Annotated in this window: 12 protein-coding genes; 8 read left to right on the plus strand and 4 right to left on the minus strand. The window is 73.6% G+C overall.

Annotated elements, in window-relative coordinates:
- Positions 1–100 precede the first annotated feature (100 nt).
- The 8 genes from BJ969_RS05020 (at position 101) to BJ969_RS05055 (ending at position 8,027) form a co-directional block, all read left to right on the plus strand.
- Positions 101–1,789, plus strand: a complete 1,689-nt coding sequence (locus BJ969_RS05020; protein ID WP_184477696.1) for a dihydroxyacetone kinase family protein — start codon at positions 101–103, stop codon at positions 1,787–1,789.
- Between the two features lie 318 nt (positions 1,790–2,107).
- Complete coding sequence (locus BJ969_RS05025; RefSeq protein ID WP_184477697.1) at positions 2,108–3,607, plus strand: CoA-acylating methylmalonate-semialdehyde dehydrogenase; 1,500 nt, start codon at positions 2,108–2,110, stop codon at positions 3,605–3,607.
- Positions 3,608–3,679: 72 nt separating this feature from the next.
- A complete protein-coding gene (locus BJ969_RS05030; protein ID WP_343071234.1) occupies positions 3,680–4,864 on the plus strand; it encodes an acyl-CoA dehydrogenase family protein in 1,185 nt (394 codons plus the stop codon).
- Positions 4,861–5,907, plus strand: coding sequence for an enoyl-CoA hydratase/isomerase family protein (locus BJ969_RS05035; RefSeq protein WP_184477698.1), 1,047 nt, complete (start codon positions 4,861–4,863; stop codon positions 5,905–5,907). Before BJ969_RS05030 ends, BJ969_RS05035 begins: the two co-directional genes overlap by 4 nt.
- A gap of 160 nt (positions 5,908–6,067) precedes the next feature.
- On the plus strand, positions 6,068–6,991 hold the full coding sequence (gene mmsB / locus BJ969_RS05040; protein WP_184477699.1) for a 3-hydroxyisobutyrate dehydrogenase: 924 nt from the start codon (positions 6,068–6,070) through the stop codon (positions 6,989–6,991).
- Positions 6,992–7,082: 91 nt separating this feature from the next.
- The gene (locus tag BJ969_RS05045) at positions 7,083–7,301 is read left to right on the plus strand and encodes a hypothetical protein (protein ID WP_221316169.1); all 219 of its coding nucleotides are present in this window, start codon (positions 7,083–7,085) and stop codon (positions 7,299–7,301) included.
- Entirely contained in the window at positions 7,298–7,531 is a 234-nt protein-coding gene (locus tag BJ969_RS30030) for a hypothetical protein (protein WP_246456683.1), read from the plus strand. Before BJ969_RS05045 ends, BJ969_RS30030 begins: the two co-directional genes overlap by 4 nt.
- Positions 7,532–7,664: 133 nt before the next feature.
- Positions 7,665–8,027, plus strand: coding sequence for a barstar family protein (locus BJ969_RS05055; RefSeq protein ID WP_343071235.1), 363 nt, complete (start codon positions 7,665–7,667; stop codon positions 8,025–8,027).
- A 16-nt stretch (positions 8,028–8,043) separates the two neighbouring features.
- Here BJ969_RS05055 and BJ969_RS05060 read toward each other — a convergent pair whose 3' ends face one another.
- The 4 genes from BJ969_RS05060 to BJ969_RS05075 all read right to left on the minus strand — a co-directional run bounded on the left by BJ969_RS05060 (position 8,044) and on the right by BJ969_RS05075 (position 18,445).
- Positions 8,044–8,823 carry an enoyl-CoA hydratase-related protein gene (locus tag BJ969_RS05060; RefSeq protein WP_184477702.1) on the minus strand — a complete coding sequence of 260 codons (780 nt, stop codon included), beginning with the start codon at positions 8,821–8,823 and terminating at the stop codon, positions 8,044–8,046.
- Between the two features lie 244 nt (positions 8,824–9,067).
- The gene (locus BJ969_RS05065; protein WP_343071236.1) at positions 9,068–11,524 is read right to left on the minus strand and encodes an ADP-ribosylglycohydrolase family protein; all 2,457 of its coding nucleotides are present in this window, start codon (positions 11,522–11,524) and stop codon (positions 9,068–9,070) included.
- A gap of 427 nt (positions 11,525–11,951) precedes the next feature.
- Complete coding sequence (locus BJ969_RS05070) at positions 11,952–17,210, minus strand: type VII secretion system-associated protein (protein ID WP_184477703.1); 5,259 nt, start codon at positions 17,208–17,210, stop codon at positions 11,952–11,954.
- Between the two features lie 473 nt (positions 17,211–17,683).
- On the minus strand, positions 17,684–18,445 hold the full coding sequence (locus BJ969_RS05075; protein ID WP_184477704.1) for a CbiX/SirB N-terminal domain-containing protein: 762 nt from the start codon (positions 18,443–18,445) through the stop codon (positions 17,684–17,686).
- Positions 18,446–18,448 lie beyond the last annotated feature (3 nt).

Consider the following 18,448-nt stretch of genomic DNA (forward strand, 5'->3'; position numbering starts at 1 on the left):
TGGTGGTCGGCGTGCTGCCGGACCGGGGGCGCGCTTCGAGAATCGGGCGGCGCCGTCGCGCGGGCCGCCTGGCGCGAAGCCGTGGTGGGGCGGGGAAACGATGACGCGCTTGTTCAACGATCCGGCCTCGTTCGCCGAGGACGCGCTGGCCGGTTTCTGCGACCTGCACGCCGCGCGGGTGCGCAGGGTCGAGGGCGGAGTGGTGCGAGCGGTCCCGTCGGCGCAGGGCAACGTGGCGGTGGTCGCCGGAGGGGGCTCCGGGCACTACCCGGCGTTCCACGGGCTCGTCGGAGCGGGATTGGCCGAGGGCGCGGTGGTGGGCGACGTGTTCACCTCGCCGTCGTCGCGGGAGGTGTTGTCGGTGGCGCGGGCCGCGCACCGCGGTGGTGGCGTGCTGTTCGCCTTCGGCAACCGCGCGGGCACCGTCGAGAACTTCGAGGCCGCGCGGGCGCGGTTGTTCCGGGACGGCATCGACTGCCGCGCGGTGGCGGTCACCGACGACATCGCTTCGGCGCAGGCTCCGTCGCGGCGCAGCGGGGCCGCCGGGAACTTCGTGGTGCTCAAGATGGCGGCGGCAGCGGCGGACCAGGGCCTGGTGCTCGACGAGGTGCAGCGGGTCGCGGTCACCGCCAACGAGCGCACCCGGACCCTCGGCGTCGCGGTGGACGGGTGCACCTTGCCGGGGCGGGACGGTCCGCTGTTCACGGAACCGGTCGGCAAGGTCGGGCTGGGGCCGGGTGCGCGGGGCGAGCCGGCGGCGTCCGGCGTGGGCTTCTCCACGGCGGCGGAACTCGCCGACGTCGTCGTCGACGGGGTGCTGGCGGAGTCCCCGGCCGGCGCGGGCGGCCGGGTCGGCGTGGTGCTCAACGGGTTGGGACGCACCGAGCACGAGGAGCTGTTCGTGCTGTGGTCCCGGATCGCGGCGCGGTTGCGCGGCGCCGGGCTGGAGGCCGTGGAACCGGAGTCCGGCGAGCTCGTGACCAGTCTCGACACGGCGGGCGTGTCGCTGACCCTGGTGTGGCTGGACGAGGAGCTGGAGCGGTTCTGGCGCGCCTCGGCCGACGCTCCCGCGTACCGCAAGCGCGCTCGGCCGCGGACCGCGACGGTGCGGGCCGTCGCGGATAGTGCTCCCGCGAGCCTGCGGGCGTACCCCGAATCGCTCCTGGAGTCCCGCCGGGCCGCGACGGCGGCGGCCTCGGTGCTGGGCGAGATCCACCGGGTGATCGAGGCGCACGCCGCGGAGATCGACCGGCTCGACGCGGTCGCCGCCGACGGTGATCACGGCCGCAGCATGGCGCGGGGGACCGGCGCCGCGCACGCGGCCGCGATGACCGCGGTGCGGGCGGGCGCGGGGGTCCGCTCGACGTTGGCGGGGGCCGGCGATGCCTGGGCAGCGCGGGCGGGCGGGACCTCGGGCGTGCTGTGGGGCACCGGCCTGCGCGCCTTCGCCGGTGAGCTCTCCGACGGGGAGGCGCCGTCGGCCGCCGAGCTGGCCGCCGGGGTGGCGGCGTTCGCGGAGTCGATCGTGCGAACGGGCGGGGCGCAGCAGGGGGACAAGACGATGGTGGACGCGATCGCGCCGTTCGCGGCGGAGTTCGCCGGTTCCGGTTCGTGGGCGCGCGCGGCCGAGGCGGCCCGTGCGGCGGCAGGGGAGACGGCGTCGTTGCAGCCGAAGGTGGGCCGGGCCCGGCCGATGGCGCAGCGCAGCCTCGGCACCTCCGATCCAGGTGCGATGTCGTTCGCCCTGATCGCCGAGACGATCGCGGCGGCGGCCGGGACCGCAGGCTGAGCCGGGGCAATCCGGTTCGCGAGCGGTGCCGGTGGTCCGCTCGGCGCGTGCGGCGGCACCGCTTCGACGTCCGTGGAATCCGGCCCTCCTCGCAGCTCAACGGCGGTGCGCACCTCCTCCCGGGAATCGGCCGAACGAGGGCTTCACCCGTTCGAATGCTGTGACGTGCGGCACCTGTAGCAGCCGGACCGACTAGAGTGATGATTGGGTGACCGAAGGTTGGAAGCCCGACTAAATTGCGAACCGGGGAAGGCTCGATCCGGTGAGCGCGGGCCCGTCCGGGATCAACGGTGAGATCGGCGAAAGGTGCGGTGCGGTATGTCCCAGGAGTTGGAGCACTTCATCGGCGGCAAGCGTGTCGCCGGAACCTCCGGGAACTTCGGTGACGTCTTCGACCCGAACACCGGGCGGGTGCAGGCCAAGGTGCCGCTGGCGTCGACCCAGGAGGTCTCCGCCGCGATCGCCAACGCCGCGGAGGCGCAGCCCGCGTGGGCGGCGCAGAACCCGCAGAAGCGCGCCCGGATCATGATGCGCTTCCTGCAGCTGGTCAACGAGGAGATGGACTCGCTGGCCCGGCTGCTGTCCGCCGAGCACGGCAAGACCGTCCCCGACGCCAAGGGCGACATCCAGCGCGGCCTGGAGGTCGCCGAGTTCGCCGTCGGCATCCCGCACCTGCTCAAGGGCGAGTACAGCGAGAACGCGGGCACCGGCATCGACGTGTACTCGATGCGCCAGCCGCTGGGTGTGGTCGCGGGCATCACGCCGTTCAACTTCCCCGCGATGATCCCGCTGTGGAAAGCGGCGCCGGCCATCGCCGCGGGCAACACGTTCGTGCTCAAGCCCTCCGAGCGCGATCCCTCGGTGCCGCTGCGGCTCGCGGAGCTGTTCATCGAGGCCGGGTTGCCGCCGGGCGTGCTCAACGTGGTCAACGGCGACAAGGTCGCGGTCGACGCGGTGCTCACCGACCCGCGCATCGAGGCGGTCGGGTTCGTCGGCTCCTCCTCGATCGCCGAGTACATCTACAGCACCGCCGCCGCGCACGGGAAGCGCGCGCAGTGCTTCGGCGGCGCCAAGAACCACATGATCGTGATGCCGGACGCCGACCTCGACCAGGTGGTGGACGCGCTGGTCGGCGCGGGCTACGGCTCGGCGGGCGAGCGCTGCATGGCGATCTCGGTGGCGGTTCCGGTGGGGCAGCCCACCGCGGACGCGCTGGTGGACAAGCTCACCGAGCGGGTCCGCAAGCTCAAGATCGGCACCAGCTTCGACGAGACCGCGGACTTCGGCCCGCTGGTGACGAAGCAGGCGCTGCAGCGGGTCGACGAGCTCGTCGCCGCCGGGGTCGAGGAGGGCGCCGAGCTGGTCGTCGACGGCCGCGGGTTCTCGCTGGAGGGCCACGAGGACGGGTTCTTCGCGGGCGCCTCGCTGTTCGACCACGTCACAACGGACATGCGGATCTACCGCGAGGAGATCTTCGGGCCGGTGCTGTCGATCGTGCGCGCCGCCGACTACGAGGAAGCGCTCCGGTTGCCCAGCGAGAACGAGTACGGCAACGGCGTCGCGATCTTCACCAGGGACGGCGACGCCGCGCGCGAGTTCACCAGCCGCGTGAACGCGGGCATGGTCGGCGTGAACGTCCCGATCCCGGTGCCGATCGCGTACCACACCTTCGGCGGCTGGAAGCGCTCCGGGTTCGGCGACCTCAACCAGCACGGGCCGGACTCGATCAAGTTCTACACCAAGACGAAGACGGTGACCTCGCGCTGGCCCTCCGGGCTCAAGGAAGGCGCCAGCTTCACCATCCCGACCATGAACTGACTCGGCAGCGGGCAGGGCCGGCCGCACCACGTCGGCTGGTCCTGCCCGGGAAACTCGAAGGTAGGAGTGAACGTGTCGGTAGCAGCGGTTTCCGGACCTTCCGGCGCGGTGTCGCCGTTCGCGCTGACCGAGGACCAGCGGGCGATCCAGCAGCTCGCCCGCGAGTTCGCGGTCGAGCAGCTCGCGCCGCACGCGGTGCAGTGGGACCAGGACAAGCATTTCCCGGTCGACGTGCTGCGGGCCGCCGGTGAGCTGGGCATCGGGGGCATCTACGTCGACGAGGCCTACGGCGGCACCGGGCTGAGCCGGTTCGAGTCGGTGCTCATCTTCGAGGCGCTGGCCTCCGGTGATCCCTCGGTGGCGGCGTACCTGTCGATCCACAACATGGTCGCGGGCATGATCGACCGCTTCGGCGACGCCGAGCAGCGGGCGCGCTGGCTGCCGTCGCTGTGCGCGCTGGAGACCCGCGCGAGCTACTGCCTCACCGAACCAGAAGCCGGGTCCGATGCGGCGGCGCTGCAGACCCGAGCGGTGCGCGACGGCGACGACTACGTGCTGACCGGGGTGAAGCAGTTCATCTCCGGCGGCGGCAGCTCCGACGTGTACGTGGTGATGGCGCGGACCGGGGAGAGCGGCTCGAAGGGCATCTCCACGTTCATCGTCGAAAGCGGCTCCGAGGGGCTCTCGTTCGGGCCGAACGAGAAGAAGATGGGCTGGAACGCCCAGCCCACCCGCCAGGTGATCCTCGACGGCGTGCGGGTTCCGGAGAGCAGGCGCCTCGGCCCCGAGGGGATCGGGTTCAAGATCGCCATGGCCGGGCTGGACGGCGGCAGGCTCAGCATCGCGTCCTGCTCGCTGGGCGGTGCGCGGGCCGCACTGGACCAGAGCCTCGGCTACGTGCGGGAGCGCAGCGCCTTCGGCTCGAAGCTCAGCGAGTTCCAGGTGCTGCAGTTCAAGCTCGCCGACATGGCCACCGAGCTGGAGGCCGCGCGGATGCTGCTGTGGCGCGCCGCGTGGGCGCTGGACTCCCGCGACGGGGACGCGACGAGGCTGTGCGCGATGGCCAAGCGGCTGGCCACCGACGTGGGCTTCACCGTGGCGAACGAGGCGCTTCAGATCCACGGTGGATACGGATACCTTGCCGAGTACGGCCTGGAGAAGATCGTGCGCGACCTGCGCGTGCACCAGATCCTCGAGGGCACGAACGAGATCATGCGACTGATCATTTCCCGTGGACTGCTGGAGTCGGCATCATGACAACACCCGCCCCGGAGCAGGTTCTGCTCAGCGTCGAGGGCGCGCTCGGACGCATCACGCTCAACCGCCCCAAAGCGATCAACTCGCTGACCCTGGAGATGGTCCGGGAGATCACCGCCGCGCTGCGGCGGTGGAGCTCCGACGACCAGGTCCAGGTGGTGCTCATCGAGGGCGCGGGCGAACGCGGCCTGTGCGCGGGCGGCGACATCCGGGCGCTCTACGACGCGGCGAAGGCGCAGGACGACTCGCTGCCGAAGGCGTTCTGGAGCGAGGAGTACCGGCTCAACACGATGCTGGCGCACTACCCGAAGCCGGTCGTGGGGCTGATGGACGGCGTCTGCATGGGCGGCGGGGTCGGCATCTCCGCGCACGGTTCGCACCGGGTCGTGACGGAACGGACGAAGATCGGCATGCCGGAGGTCGGCATCGGCTTCGTGCCCGACGTCGGCGGTACGTTCCTGCTCTCGCAGGCCCCCGGCGAGCTCGGCACGCACCTGGCGCTGACCGGCGCGCCCGTCGGCGGCGCGGACGCGGTGGCGCTGGGGCTGGCCGACCACTACCTGCCCAGCGAGCGCATCGACGATCTCGTCAAGGCGCTGACCACCGGTGACGCGGACGCGGCGCTGGCCAGGTTCGCCGAGCCCGCACCGGAGTCCCCGGTGGCGGCGCAGCGGGAGTGGATCGACGCCGCCTACGCCGGGGACGACGTGGCGGAGATCCTCGCGCGGCTGCGCGCCCGGCCGGAGGAGGCGGCCGGCAAGGCCGCGGACGCCATCGAGTCGAAGTCCCCGACCTCGCTGAAGCTGACGCTGCGCGCCTTGCGCAGCCGCCCCGGCACGCTGGAGGTCGCGCTCGACCAGGAGTTCCGGATCGCGCTGCGCTGCCTCACCGCGGGCGACTTCGTGGAGGGCGTGCGCGCCACCCTCGTGGACAAGGACCGCGACCCGAAGTGGTCGCCGAACCGGCTCGACGACGTGGGCGAAGACCAGGTGCAGCGGTTCTTCGCCCCGCTCGGCGCGGACGAACTGGGCCTGTCGGGCTGACCGCCTGCCGTTGACCTCGCCTGCCGGGTGAGCTGCGTTGCGGACGTCGAGCGCGAGGTTCCGCTGCCCGCCCCGCGCAGGCCGAGGTCGAAGGCAGGTCCTGAGCACCCGGGCCGCGCGCCCGGATCGAACCACCGCACCCGCAGAAGGGAACATGACAATGGCTGTCATCGGTTTCATCGGGCTGGGCCACATGGGCGGCCCGATGTCGGCGAACCTGGTCAGGGCCGGGCACACCGTGCGCGGGTTCGACCTGGTGCCCGCGGCGCTGGACGCGGCGCGCGCGAACGGGGTGACCGTGGCCGACTCGGCCGCCGAGGCCGTCGCCGGTGCCGAAGCGGTGATCACGATGCTGCCCAGCGGCAAGCACCTGCTGGACTGCTACGAGCAGGTGCTGCCCGCGGCGGAACCGGGCGCGCTGCTCGTCGACTCCTCGACGGTCGACGTCGCCGACGCCAGGGCCGCCCACGAGCTGGCCGGGGCGGAGGGCTTCGGTTCGCTGGACGCGCCGGTCTCCGGCGGCACGGCGGGCGCGGAGGCGGGCACCCTCACGTTCATGGTGGGCGGTGCCGAGGAGCACTTCCAGCGCGCGGAGTCGCTGCTGGAGCCGATGGCCCGCAAGGTGATCCACTGCGGTGGTCCGGGCAACGGCCAGGTCACCAAGATGTGCAACAACCTCATCCTCGGGGCTTCGATGGTCGCCGTCGGCGAGGCCTTCGTGCTGGGCGAGCGGCTCGGCTTGAGCAACCAGGCGCTCTACGACGTGGCGTCGATCTCCACCGGCCAGTGCTGGGCGCTGACCACGAACTGCCCGGTGCCGGACCTGGTGGAGACCAGCCGCGCCAACCACGACTACGAGCCGGGCTTCTCGGCCGCCCTGATGCTCAAGGACCTGAAGCTGGCGGAGTCGGCGGCGCGGCAGAGCGGCACCGACGCGTCGATCGGGCGGCTGGCCACGGAGCTGTACCAGCGGTTCAACGAGGAAGGCGGCGGCGGGTACGACTTCGGCGCCATCATCCGCTCCATCCGGGAGCACTCGGAGCGCTCCGCCGAAGCGTCCCCCGAGGTCACCGGCACCCCGTGACCGCCGTCGCCGCGCGGCACGGCCCCGGTGCCGTGCCGCGGCCGGGGCGGGATGAGGCCCGGAAGGTCCCGGCGTACGCTGGCGCCTCGTGATGGACTGGCTGTTCGAGTGGTGGGACGGCGTCGAGCTGTGGCTCGTTCAGCTGTGGTACCCGCTGCTGGTGACCCTGGTCCTGGTCGTGCTGCTGCCGGTGTGCTGGTACCTGGCGCGCGTCCTCGACCGGGCCATCGACGGGATCGGCGCGAAGCTGACCCGAGTGCGCGACGCCGAGCCGCCGGTGCGGACCCCGCGCGGAACGGACGTGTCGTGAGCAGGTTGAGTTCGCGCAAGCGCATCACCATCGCCCTGGTCGGCCTGATCGCGCTGGTCGTCATCGGGTGGTTCGTCCAGCAGGGCACGACGGGGCACCGTTCCGCGACGCCGGTTGACGGCGGGGGCACGCTGGTGTGGCAGGCTGTGCCCGTTCTGCCGGATTCATCGGTCTCGGCGGTGCCGTGGCGAGCGTTCGCCCTTCCGGGGCCGTCCGCGTCGCTGGCGTGACCGTGCGGGCTCCGGACCGTGGCGCATCGCCTCGGCATTGCGGTGAACAACACCTGTTCCTGGTTGTTGACGTGTGTGGTTGAGTGGGATGTTTGCGACGAAAAAGCCTCAGGTAATCCGGAAGGAGCCGGCGGTGGGCAAGCTGGAGCAGCCTGGCGTGAGCGCGAAGACGGCGGCTGAGGACGCGGAGCGGCGCGGTGCGTCCGTGCACGTGCTCGACGGCAGCGACCTGATCAACAAGCGGACCGCGCTGGACGGGATCGCGGCGGTGCTGTCGTTCCCGGAGTGGGCCGGGCGCAACCTGGACGCGCTCTACGACTGCCTGACCGACCTGTCCTGGTTGCCGGAAGGCGAGCACGTGCTCATCTGGTCCGGCGCGCAGAACCTCGCGGAGCACGACCCGAAGGCCTACGCGAAGATCAACACGGTGCTGCAGGACGCCGCCAGCAACACGATCTGCGGCCGCGGCTTCGCCACGATCCTCACCCGCGACTGAGCGTTCCCGCCCGCGATCACTCCGGGCGGCGGGGGATCCAGGCGGCCGGGCGCTTCTCGGCGAAGGCGCGGATGCCCTCCTGGCCCTCCTCGGAGGCGAAGTGGCTCGCGGAGAGCTCGAGGACGGCGTCGAAGTCCTCGCTGATGGTGGCCGCGCGCGGGCGCCGCAGCAGTTCCTTGGTGGCGGCCAAGGCGTTCGGAGCGCCACGGGTGAGCAGGTCGGCGTAGCGGGCGACCTCCGCGTCCAGCGACTCCGCGGGGACCGCCGAATTCAGCAGGCCGATCTCGACGGCGCGGGCCGCGTCGAAGTTCTCCCCGGTCAGGAACAGCTCGTGCGCGGCGCGCGGTTGCAGCCGGGGCAGCACGGTCAGCGAGATGACCGCGGGCACCACGCCGATGCGCACCTCGGAGAAGCCGAACGTCGCGGTGTCCGCGGCCACGGCGAGGTCGCAGGCCGCGACGATGCCGACACCACCGGCCCGCGCCGGCCCCGCCAGTTTCGCGATGACCGGTTTCGGGCTGGTCCACAGCGCTTCGAGCAGTTCGGGCAGCTCCCGCACGCCTTGCTGGTCCGCGTCGGCGGAGCGGGATTCCTTGAGGTCCATCCCGGCGCAGAACACCGGTCCGGTGTGGGCGAGCACGACGACCCGCACGGTGTCCTCGGCCAGCGCCGCGGCCAGGTGATCGCGCAGTTCGCGGCGCAGCTGCGCGGACAGCGCGTTGCGGTTGTGCGGGGAGTCCAGCGTGATCGTCGCGATGCCCGCGTCGACGGTGCGGTGCACGAGTTCGTCGCCCATGCGCCGCACGTTAGCCGCACCGACGGCATCGGAGCCAGGCCCGGAACACCGGAGCCCGCGCTTTCGTGACGGGTTGGCGGCGTTCGTCCCCGCCGCTGAGCGGTGACGAGACGACCGCTCGCTGGTGCTCGGCCTTCCTCTTGTGCGGACGGCTCTTCGGCGCCCACTTGGGAAAAATCCCGCCGTGAGATGACAACCGAGGTTCCGATACCCGACTACGCGGGCCGAGCGCGAACGCAAGCCCTCACGTCGGTGGGTAGCGCGTCGTCCAGTCTTCGGTGTCCGGGGGGTGCGGGCCGAACTCCAGGCTCGCGTCGTGGGCGAGCTGTTCGATCACGTCGTGCAGTTCGAGCTCGGTGCGCCACCGGTCCGGGATCTTCGCCGCCCCCGCCTGCGCGCCGACGAGGCTGCCGCAGACGGCGCCGGTGGTGGCGGAGTTGCCGGAGTGGTTGACCGCCAGCGGCAGCGCGACGTCGATGTCGCCGTCGGCCACCAGCGCGGCGTACAGGCCGATGCCGAGCGCGTCGGCGGCGCTCCAGCCGTTGCCGATGCCGGTTTCCAGGTGGGTCGGCGTGGTCTCGGCGGACGCGGCGTAGCGCACCGCGGCGGCGACCTTGCGGGAGACCTCCTGCTGACCGCGGTGCCCGCTGAGCTCGTCCAGCGCCTCGTCGACGGCAGTGGCGAGGTCGCAGCCGGTGAGCAGCCGGGACACCAGGAACGCGAGCGTGCCCGCGCTGAGGTAGGCGACCGGATCGCCGTGGGTGAGCGCGGCCGTGTTCTGCCCGACGCGGAACACCTCCGCCGGGTCGTCGCTCCATAACGCCGCGGGGACCGCCCGCATCACCGCCGTGCTGCCCTGCGAGTCGCTGACCGGGTGGTCCGGGGTGCCCATCGGTTGTTGGCCCTTGGCGAACGCGATGAGCGTGCGCATCATGGTGCGGCCCGGGTTCCGGGTCTGGTACAGGGCGCGGTGCCCCACCAGCCAGCCGTCCGGGGCGGGGGTGTGCTTGAGGAATTCGCCCGCCGCGCGCCCCCAGCTGAGGTGCTGGGTGTGCAGCCAGCGCTGGTAGGCGTGCTGGATGTGCCGGGACGGGTCGGCGACCTCGCCGGTACGGCGGCTCACCCCGGCGCGGATGGTGCCTTCGAGCGAGAACAGCAGCAGCTGGGTGTCGCTGCCGAGGCGTCCCGCGGGATGCCCGGCGGGCACGTAGTTGCGCAGGCCCTGCGGCCCGTGCCGGTCCTGGATGTCGTCCCAGCCGCTGCCCGCGATGGGCGTGCCGAGTGCTTCACCGATGGCGCATCCCAGCACCGCTCCGAGGAAGCGGTCCCTGGAGGCGGCGAGTCTGGGCACGGCGTGCAGGCTCCTTCTCCGGTCGGGGGCGTGCGCAGGGGCGCCGACGGGGTACCGCTGGAGCCACTCGGCGGATTCGTCCGGGTAGGGACCGAATTCGGTGGTGGCGTCCTCGGCGAGCCGTTCCAGCACCGCGAGCGCGGCGGGTTTCTCGGCCCACGGTAGGGGAATCGCGGCGGGCCCGTGGGCGGCTCCGAGCAATTGGCCGCACAGCACGGCCGTGGTCCGGGTGTCGCCGCCGTGGTCGGCCGCGGCGGCGACGGCGGTGGTGAAGTCGTCGGGGCACGCGGCGGCGACGCGCAACGCCACGGCGAGCGCCTCGGTGCCGGTGCGGCCCGCGCCCATCGCGTCGAGCTGGGCGGCTCCGGGGGCGAAGCCGACCGGGCTGGTCGCGCCGAGGCGCAGCGCGCGGTCCAGCAGCGCGGGCCGGGAGTCGGCGGGTTCCCAGGACGCGACGGCCCGGGACAGGCTCTCGTGCAGCGGAATTCCGCGCAGCAGCAGGGAGATCGCGACGCCGAGCGCTCCGGCGGGACGGTGCCCGTCCGGGTGGCCGTGGGACAGGGCGGCGAGGTCCTTGGCGCCGCCGAACACAGCGGTGCCCGACCACAGCGCCGCCACGGCGCCCAGCGGTACGCCCGACGCGCCGGACGCGTGCGCGGAGGCCCTGTCCCCGGCGGCGATCCTGGTCAGCGCGGTGAGCAGCGCCGGGTCGTCGACCGAGTCGGCGCGCAGCTCGGGCCGGTCGACCAGCCAGCCGTCCGGTCCTTCGGCCGGGTCGGCGACGCAGTCCTGCCACGGGATCCCGCGGGTGTGCAGCCACCGCTGCAGTCCATTGAGGACGGAGGCGGGGACGTCGGCGGCGCCGTGCACGCGCAGCGCGGTGTGCGCGCGGATCACGCCCTCCAGCGCGAACAGCGCCGACGTGGTGCGTTCGCCGATGCGGCCCGCGACGGTGAATTCGGCGCAGGCGGCGCCCAGCAGCATCCCGGCGAACCGGCTCGCGGCGTCCGCCCGGTAGCCGGAGTCGTCGGCGAGGCCGGTCGCGGGCACCGGCGGTGCCGGATCGGTGCCGATGCGCTGGCGCAACGCCGCGAACCACGGCGGCCGGGTCAGCGGACGATCCCGCCACGACCGCCACTTCTCCAGCAGCAGCCGCTCATCGGCGTCGGCGGGCTCGGCCGACGCCAAGGGCGAGGTGCCCGGTCCGGGCGTGTCGGATTCCGCGCCCTCGGCGGAATCCGAGCGCGCGGTCGCCGAATCCGGCGTCGCCGAACGGCGCCGTTCCCGGTATGCCGCCAGCAACGCCCGTTCCGCCTCGGTGAGCCCGTCGGAGGCCCTCGCGTCCGTCACCCGTGCAACGTTACTGCCTGTCTTCGATCTTGTTCTGCGCGGCGGTGCGGGTGGTGGAAACTCGGCACCCGGCGTCGAACCCGATCCGCGACGGCGGTCGTTCAGCGCGGCCCCGGCGGCTTGCTCGCTGCGGGATCGATGCCGCGAGCGGCGCGGCCGACGGGACATCGTCGTGTTCGCGAGACACCCGCAGGGATCGAGCCGGATGCCGCCCAGTGGGGCGGCCGTTGGCGGGGCACCGGCCGAGGGCGCTGCTCAGCGGGAGCGACAGTGCCTCGGCCTGCTCGTCGCGGGACCACCTTGGCGAGCGCCTTCGCTGCGCCGTCCCCGCGAACTCGTGGCGGTGCCGAGCGCCCTGGTCGCTTACTCCCAGCGCTGGCGCGGCACCGCCCGCGAAGTCCTCGCGCGCACCGGGCCCCAGGGCGCCTCAGCCCGTGTAGCGCTTGGTCCAGTCCGGTGCCGTGCCGTCGGGGGTCAGGTCGGTCTCGGCGCGGCGCGCGTCGGTGATCAGCTGCTCCACCTGGTCGTGCAGCTCCAGCTGGTCGAGCCACTCCGGCGGGATCTCCGCCGCACCGCGCGCCGCTCCGAGCAGCCCGCCGCACAGGGCCGCGGTGGCGGCGGAGTCACCGGAGTGCGTCGCGGCCAGCGCGACCGCGTCCGCGAACGAGTCGGGGTGCGTCAAGGCCGCGGCCACCGCGACACCGAGCGCGGCCGGGGCGTGCCTGCCGGCCCCGAGCTTCTCCAGCGCCGGCACCGGAACCGGGCCGTGCTCGGCCAGTTCGAGCGCGTCGCGCAGCGAGCGGACCGTGTTCTCGTTGCCCTCCCAGGCCTTCAGCTCGTTGAGCGTGGTGTGCACGCTCTCGGCCAGGGTCTGGCCGTCGCGCAGCGCGGCGACCATCGCGGCGACCGCCGCAGCCGGGAGGTAGCCGTCCGGGTGGCCGTGGGTGAGCACGCCGATCGTGATGCCCAGTTCGACGGCCGCGCCGGGAGTGTCGGCGTGCAGCCCGACCACGGCGCCCCGCGCCGCGGCGGCCGCGCCGGTGGCCTGGTTCGGCGGGGTGCTCGGAGTGGGGGCGGCGCTCTCGCCGTCCCATCCGGCGAGCGCGGTGAGGGTGGCCTCGTCGGGGAACCGCTGCACGCGCAGCACGGCCTGCTCGGCGAGCGCGGCGGGCCGCACGGCGGGCTCGATCGGCGCCCCCTGGGTGAGCACCCAGTGCTGCAGGGTGCCGCGCACCAGGTCCACCGGCTCGGCGCCGGGCCGGTTCAGTCCGTTGTGGACGGTGCTGCGCAGCAGTCCGTCCAGCACGAACACCGACTGCTGGCCCACCGCGGTGGACCGGCCGCGGCCGCCGAGGTACTCGGCCGGTTCGCGGACGCCGTCCGGATTGCGGCGCAGGATCGCCCGCTGGGACAGGAACGTCCACGGTGCGCCCAGCGCGTCGCCCGCGAGCACGCCCAGGGCGCATCCGGCGAGCCGGTCCAGGCGGTCCAGCGCCGCCGGGACCTCCTCGGCGAGCTCCCCGTCGGCTTCGCCCGCGGCCACCAGCTGCGCGGCGCGTTCGGCGCCGAACGCCTCCTGGAGCAGCTTGTGCAGGCCTTCGGAGAGGTCGTTGGGGGTGTCGTCCTCGCCGTCGCGGAACTTGCGCCACGCGGCGAGCAGCCGCAGTTCCTCGTCGTTGAGGCCGTCGCCGGCCTCCTCGTCGGCGGAAGCATCGGCCGGGGCAGCGGTCTCGGCAGCGGCGGGAACCTCCGCCGCGGCGGGAACCTCCGGCGTGGCCGGGGACTTCGACGGTGCGGGAACCTCCGGCGTGGCCGGAGATGTCGACGTTGCTGGGGCCTCCGGCGTGGCCGGAGCCTCCGAGACCGCGGGCGCTTCGGATGCCGCAGTAGTCGCGGAAGCCTTGGCCGCCTGCGGCGTCGCCGACGCCGGGGAGGCCTCGGGTGCCGCTGGAGTCGCGGAAGCCGGAGAAGCCTCGGGTGCTCGCGGAGCCGCGGACGCCGGAGCGGCCCCCGCAGCCGGCGGAGCGGGCTCGTCGTCGGTGATGGCCGGGATCGGGGCGAGCACCGCGGTGGTCTCCGCCGCGGTCTCCGGCACCGCCGTGCGCTGCTTCGGCTCGGCCGGGCGCTCGGGCTTGCGCGGCGGCGCCGCCTTCGCCCCGGGCGCGCTGCCCGCGGGGTAGCGGCGCAGCCACTCCGGGACCGACGGCGGGTGCTCCCCGAACTCCTCCGTCGCGTCCCGCGCGAGCTGCTCGATGACCTCGCCCAGCTCCACCCGCTGCCGCCACGCGTGCGGAACGGCGCTCGCGGTGTGCGCGGCGCCCATGATGTTCCCGCAGATCGAGGCGGTCGCGTCGCTGTCGCCGGAGTGGTTCGCGGCCAGCACCACGGCGTCGGCGTAGGAGGACGGCCGGGCGAGCGCGGCGCACACCGCGATGGCCAGCGCCTGCTCGCCGACCCGGCCTTCGCCGAGCCGGTGCTGGATCTGCTCCGGGGTGGGAGTGCCCTCGGTGGCGAGTTCGATCGCCCGGCGCAGCGCGCTCGTGGTCTCCTCGTGGCCTTCCCACCCGGACAGCTCGGTGAGCGCGCGATCCACGCCCTCCGGCAGCGATCGGCCGCTGAGCAGCTGGGCCACGATGACGGCCAGCGCGCCCGCGGGCAGGAACCCGCTCGGGTGCCCGTGGGTGAGCGCGGCGGTCGCCGCACCCACCCGGAACGTCTCGGTGGGGTCCGCCGACCAGAAACCGGCCGGGGCCGCGCGCATCACGCCGCCGCAGCCCTTGGAGTCGTTGATCCGGTTCGTCAGGGTGCCCAGTCGGCCGCTGGTGGCGTAGGCGTGCAACGCCTGCACGCAGGTGGCGCCCGGCGCGCGGCGCACGAACAGGCCCTTCTCCCGGATCAGCCAGCCGTCCGGCGGCGCGGCGGCGATCGGGCCGCCCGCTTCCTTCCAGTCGAAGCCCTGGGTGTGCAGCCAGCGCTGGTAGGCGTGCTGGACCTGCGGCGCCGGATCTGTCTCGTCGTAGAGCCTGCGGCGGATCGAGGCGCGGATCAGGCCGTCGGTGGTGAACAGGGTCAGCTGGGTGTCGTCGCTGATCGAGCCGCCGGGGCGGTGCGCGTCGACGAAGTCGACCACGCCCGCGGCGCCGTGCTTGGCGCGGATGGTCTCGATCGAGTCGTCCTCGACGGGGTAGCCGAGGGCGTCGCCGACCGCGCCGCCGAGCAGGCAGCCGAGGATGCGGGCGCCGCGCTCGGTCGCGGGCTCGCTGAGGGTGCGGGTGGGGCCGCTGTAGGAGGGCTGGGGCGTCGCCGGGCGGGTCGCGGGCTGCTGCGCCGCCGGTGCGGCCTGGGCTTTCTCCTGCGGCGGGGCGGTCTCGCCGTTCGCCGGGGAGGACGTGGGCCAGGAGCCCATGGTGGGCAGCGGCGGAGTGCCGGACTTCTCGGCGTCGGCGGGGGCCTGCGCCGCCTCGTCGTCGGCCGAGTCCTCCTCGTCCGCCGGAACCGGGGGCTTCCCGGTGGTCTGCTGCGCGGGCTCGTCCGCGGAGGCCGCTTCCTCGGCGGCAGCGGGCGCGGCGGAGTCCTCGGACCCGTCCGCCGGGACGGCGGCGGCGGTCCGGCCACCGGGCGCCAGCTCGGCAGCGGAGTCCGAAGTGGACTGCGCGGCCGGCGCGGTCTCGTCCTGCTTCGCCGAACCACCCGCGGCGGACTCGGTCTTCCCGGCGGACGCGCCCGCCGGGATCGGGAACCGCGCCACCGGATCGGACTTCCCCGCGGTCGTCGCGGCGGTGCCGGTCCCGGCGTCGCCCTTCGCGGCCTGCTCGCCGCTCGCCGCCTTGGCGCCGTCCTGGACCGCGGGCTGCTCGGAGGTCCGCGCCACGGCGTTGTCCCGCACGGTGCGCGGCAGCTCGGACTCGAAGTCCAGGTCGATGAGGTCCCGCTCGGCGGGGTAGCGCTGCGACCAGGTCTCGTCGGTGCGCGGCTGCGGGCCGAATTCCACCAGCGCGTCGGTGGCCAGCTTCTCGATCGTCTCCCGCTGCTTGAGGTCGCGCAGCCACACTCCCGGCATCGCGGACACGCCTTCGCGGGCACCGACGATCGCACCGCAGATGGCCCCCGTCGAATCGCTGTCGCCGGAGTGGTTCACCGCGGCCATCACGGCGGGGCCGATGCCGTCGTGGCTCAGCGCCGCGCACACGGCGATGGCCAGGGCCTCGTGCCCGGTCCAGCCGCCGCCGAGCAGGTCCTTGATCTGTTCCGCGGTCGGCGCGCCCTGCGCGGCGAGGTCCTCGGCGACCAGCAACAACCGCTCGGTCTGCTGGTGCCCGTCGCACTCGACGAGCAGGTCGCGGGCCGCGTTCAGCGCCTCCGGCAGCGTGGCGCCGCCCAGCAGGCCGTGCACCAGCACGGCGAGCACCCCGGCGGGCAGGTAGCCGCTGGGCTTCGAGCAGGTCAGCGCGGCACCGGCCGCGGCGAGCCGGAACACCTCGCGCGGGTCCTCGGACCACAGCGCGAACGGTGCCGCGCGCACCACGCCGGTGTTGTCGTCGGAGTCGTTGATGGGGCGCTGGAACGTGCCGGGCGCGCCGATGGAGGCGAACTCGCGCAGCGCGGTGATGCACTCACTGTTCGGGGAGCGCACGGCGAACAGGTCGCGTTCGGCGATGAGCCAGCCGTCGGGCTCCGGGTGCCGCTCGGCGAACGGGCCCGCCGCCCGCGACCACGCGTGGCCCTGGGTGTGCAGCCAGCGCTGGTAGCCGAGCTGGACGGCGGCCAGCGGGCCGCCGGTGGCGCCGCCCCGCGCCGCGACGTGGCCGCGGATGAGGCCTTCCAGCGTGAACAGGATCAGCTGCGTGTCGTCGGTGAACTCGCCGGGGTGGTCGCCGCCGCGCTCGTAGTCGGTGACGCCGCGCTCGCCGAAGCGGCTGCGGATCTGCTCCACCGGGTACGTCTCGATCGGTGCGCCCAGCGCGTCGCCCGCGGCGGCGGCCAGCACGCTGCCGAGGAAGCGCTGCCCCCGGTCGCTGGTGATGGGGTCCGGGGCCTGCTGCTCGGCGGTCGGCACCTTCGCGGGCTGCGTGACGTCCGGAGCGGGGTTCGCGGGTGCGGGGGTCGGAGCGCCGCGGGTACCGGCCGACTTGATCAGGTCTTCGCCGGGGATGCGTGCCTTGACCTGGCTCGTCGGGTTGATCTGCAGGTCCATACCGGTGGGGTTGCGCTCGACGAGCTGCCTGCCGGTCATGCGCTGCCAGGTCGTCCAGTTCGCCGGGAGGTAGGCGTCCGAGGTGAACAGCTGCAGCTGCCGGCGCCCCGAGTCGTGGTCCATGGTGAACAGGCCGCTGCCCTGAGGCTGTGCGAACAGGATCAGCTCGGCGTCCAGCAGCGCCGCGAGCAGGGTGGGGGCCTGCGCGTAGCCGGTGGTGGTCAGCTGCAGCGCGCGCTCGACGTCGTTGGTCGGCGCGGGCAGCCGCAGCGCGACCGGGGAGGGGCGGTAGTTCGGGTTCGGGGAGAAGTCGTCGGTGAGCTCGCCGCGTTCGTCGACCCGGTAGCCGCCGATGAAGCCCCAGGGCGGCACTTCCGCGTTCGGGTCGCTGAAGATCGGATCCACCACGTACAGCCAGGTGTTCGGCTGTTTGGCGGCCTGCTCCCGCATGGCCGGCGTGATCACCGGCCGGCTCGGTTGCTGGGTGTTCATCTCCCGCACTCGCCCCCGACTTGTCGTTGCACCTTGATCCTTGCCGCCGAGGTTCACTGGCTCACCCGAAAGTGTGGTTTCGCGCCGCGATACCGCTCGGCTGCGCTGCGACGCACCACCGTCGCGTAGTTGATCCGCACTCTCTCATGGCCACTTGGGGTGAAGTTTAGTGTTCCACAAAAACACCCTGCGTCAGCGAGGGTGATCTCAGCCGGAGGGGTGAGGAACCGGGCGGCTCCGGACGAACCGGGCCACCCGGCGGCGACCCGAAGTCGGGGTAACCGGGCCGCCGCCGGGCGTCGGTGCGCCCATGTCGGGGCCGCACGAACCGCATCTTGCCCGGATGGTTGCGCACCTGGGCGAACTTGTCGGAATTCCGCAAGAACGGCCCAATCCGCTGCCCCGCTCGGCGCCGCGCGCTGGGCCGAACGTCGAACCGTGAATCCGGGGATTCCGCCATGTGAGTGGCCGGATCACGCGACGCCGGTGGTGTCCTCGTCGCGGTCCAGGGCCTGCGCGTGGCGGGTGAGGACGAGCTCGGCGACGGCGGGGGAGTCGGCCATCGGCGCGGCGATCAGCGGGGAATCCCCCGCGGCGTGGGTCTCGACGGCGTCGATGACGCGGTCGGTGAGCAGGCCGGGGGCGAGGAACCAGAACGCCACCGCGATCCGGCGGGCACCGCGTTCCCGCAGCAGGGAGATCGCGGCGGGCACGTCGGGTTCGGCGGCGGTCGCGAACGCGGCGACCGCGCCCGCCCACGAAGTCCGCTGCTGCCACCGCTCGGCGACCCGCGCGACGAGCCGGTTGGCCGGGGCGTGCGCCGAGCCGACCCCGGCGAGCACCACGCCCAGCTCGGAATCCGCCGTGGTGGCACCGGTTTCGGCGAGCCGGTCCAGCGCCGCCGACTCCAGCAGCGGGTCCGGACCGAGCACGTCCGCGGTGCGCAGCCGCAACCCCGGCAGCCGCGCGCCCGCCTCGGCGACGACGGCGGGCAGGTCCACCTTCGCGTGGAAGGCGCTGCCCAGCAGCAGCGGCACGATCACCGCTTCGCGGTGCCCGTCGGCGTGCACCGCGCTGAGCACGTCGCCCACCCGCGGCGCGGACAGGTCCAGGAAGGCGGCGCGCACGTCCAGGTCGGGGCGCTCGGCGCGCACCACGTCCAGCAGGGCGTGGACGGTGCGCGCCGAGCGAGGGTCCCGGCTGCCGTGCGCGACGGCGATCAGGGCGGGCCGCACCGC

Origin of the sequence: Saccharopolyspora gloriosae, from assembly GCF_014203325.1 — a bacterium.
GTDB classification, from domain to species: domain Bacteria; phylum Actinomycetota; class Actinomycetes; order Mycobacteriales; family Pseudonocardiaceae; genus Saccharopolyspora_C; species Saccharopolyspora_C gloriosae.

What these genes read in the sequence shown, in the direction of transcription:
- BJ969_RS05020 (WP_184477696.1), top strand. Translation starts at nt 101, where the DNA reads ATGACGCGCTTGTTCAACGATCCGGCCTCGTTCGCCGAGGACGCGCTG.
- BJ969_RS05025 (WP_184477697.1), top strand. Translation starts at nt 2,108, where the DNA reads ATGTCCCAGGAGTTGGAGCACTTCATCGGCGGCAAGCGTGTCGCCGGA.
- BJ969_RS05035 (WP_184477698.1), top strand. Translation starts at nt 4,861, where the DNA reads ATGACAACACCCGCCCCGGAGCAGGTTCTGCTCAGCGTCGAGGGCGCG.
- mmsB (WP_184477699.1), top strand. Translation starts at nt 6,068, where the DNA reads ATGGCTGTCATCGGTTTCATCGGGCTGGGCCACATGGGCGGCCCGATG.
- BJ969_RS05045 (WP_221316169.1), top strand. Translation starts at nt 7,083, where the DNA reads ATGGACTGGCTGTTCGAGTGGTGGGACGGCGTCGAGCTGTGGCTCGTT.
- BJ969_RS05060 (WP_184477702.1), bottom strand. Translation starts at nt 8,823, where the DNA reads ATGGGCGACGAACTCGTGCACCGCACCGTCGACGCGGGCATCGCGACG.
- BJ969_RS05070 (WP_184477703.1), bottom strand. Translation starts at nt 17,210, where the DNA reads ATGAACACCCAGCAACCGAGCCGGCCGGTGATCACGCCGGCCATGCGG.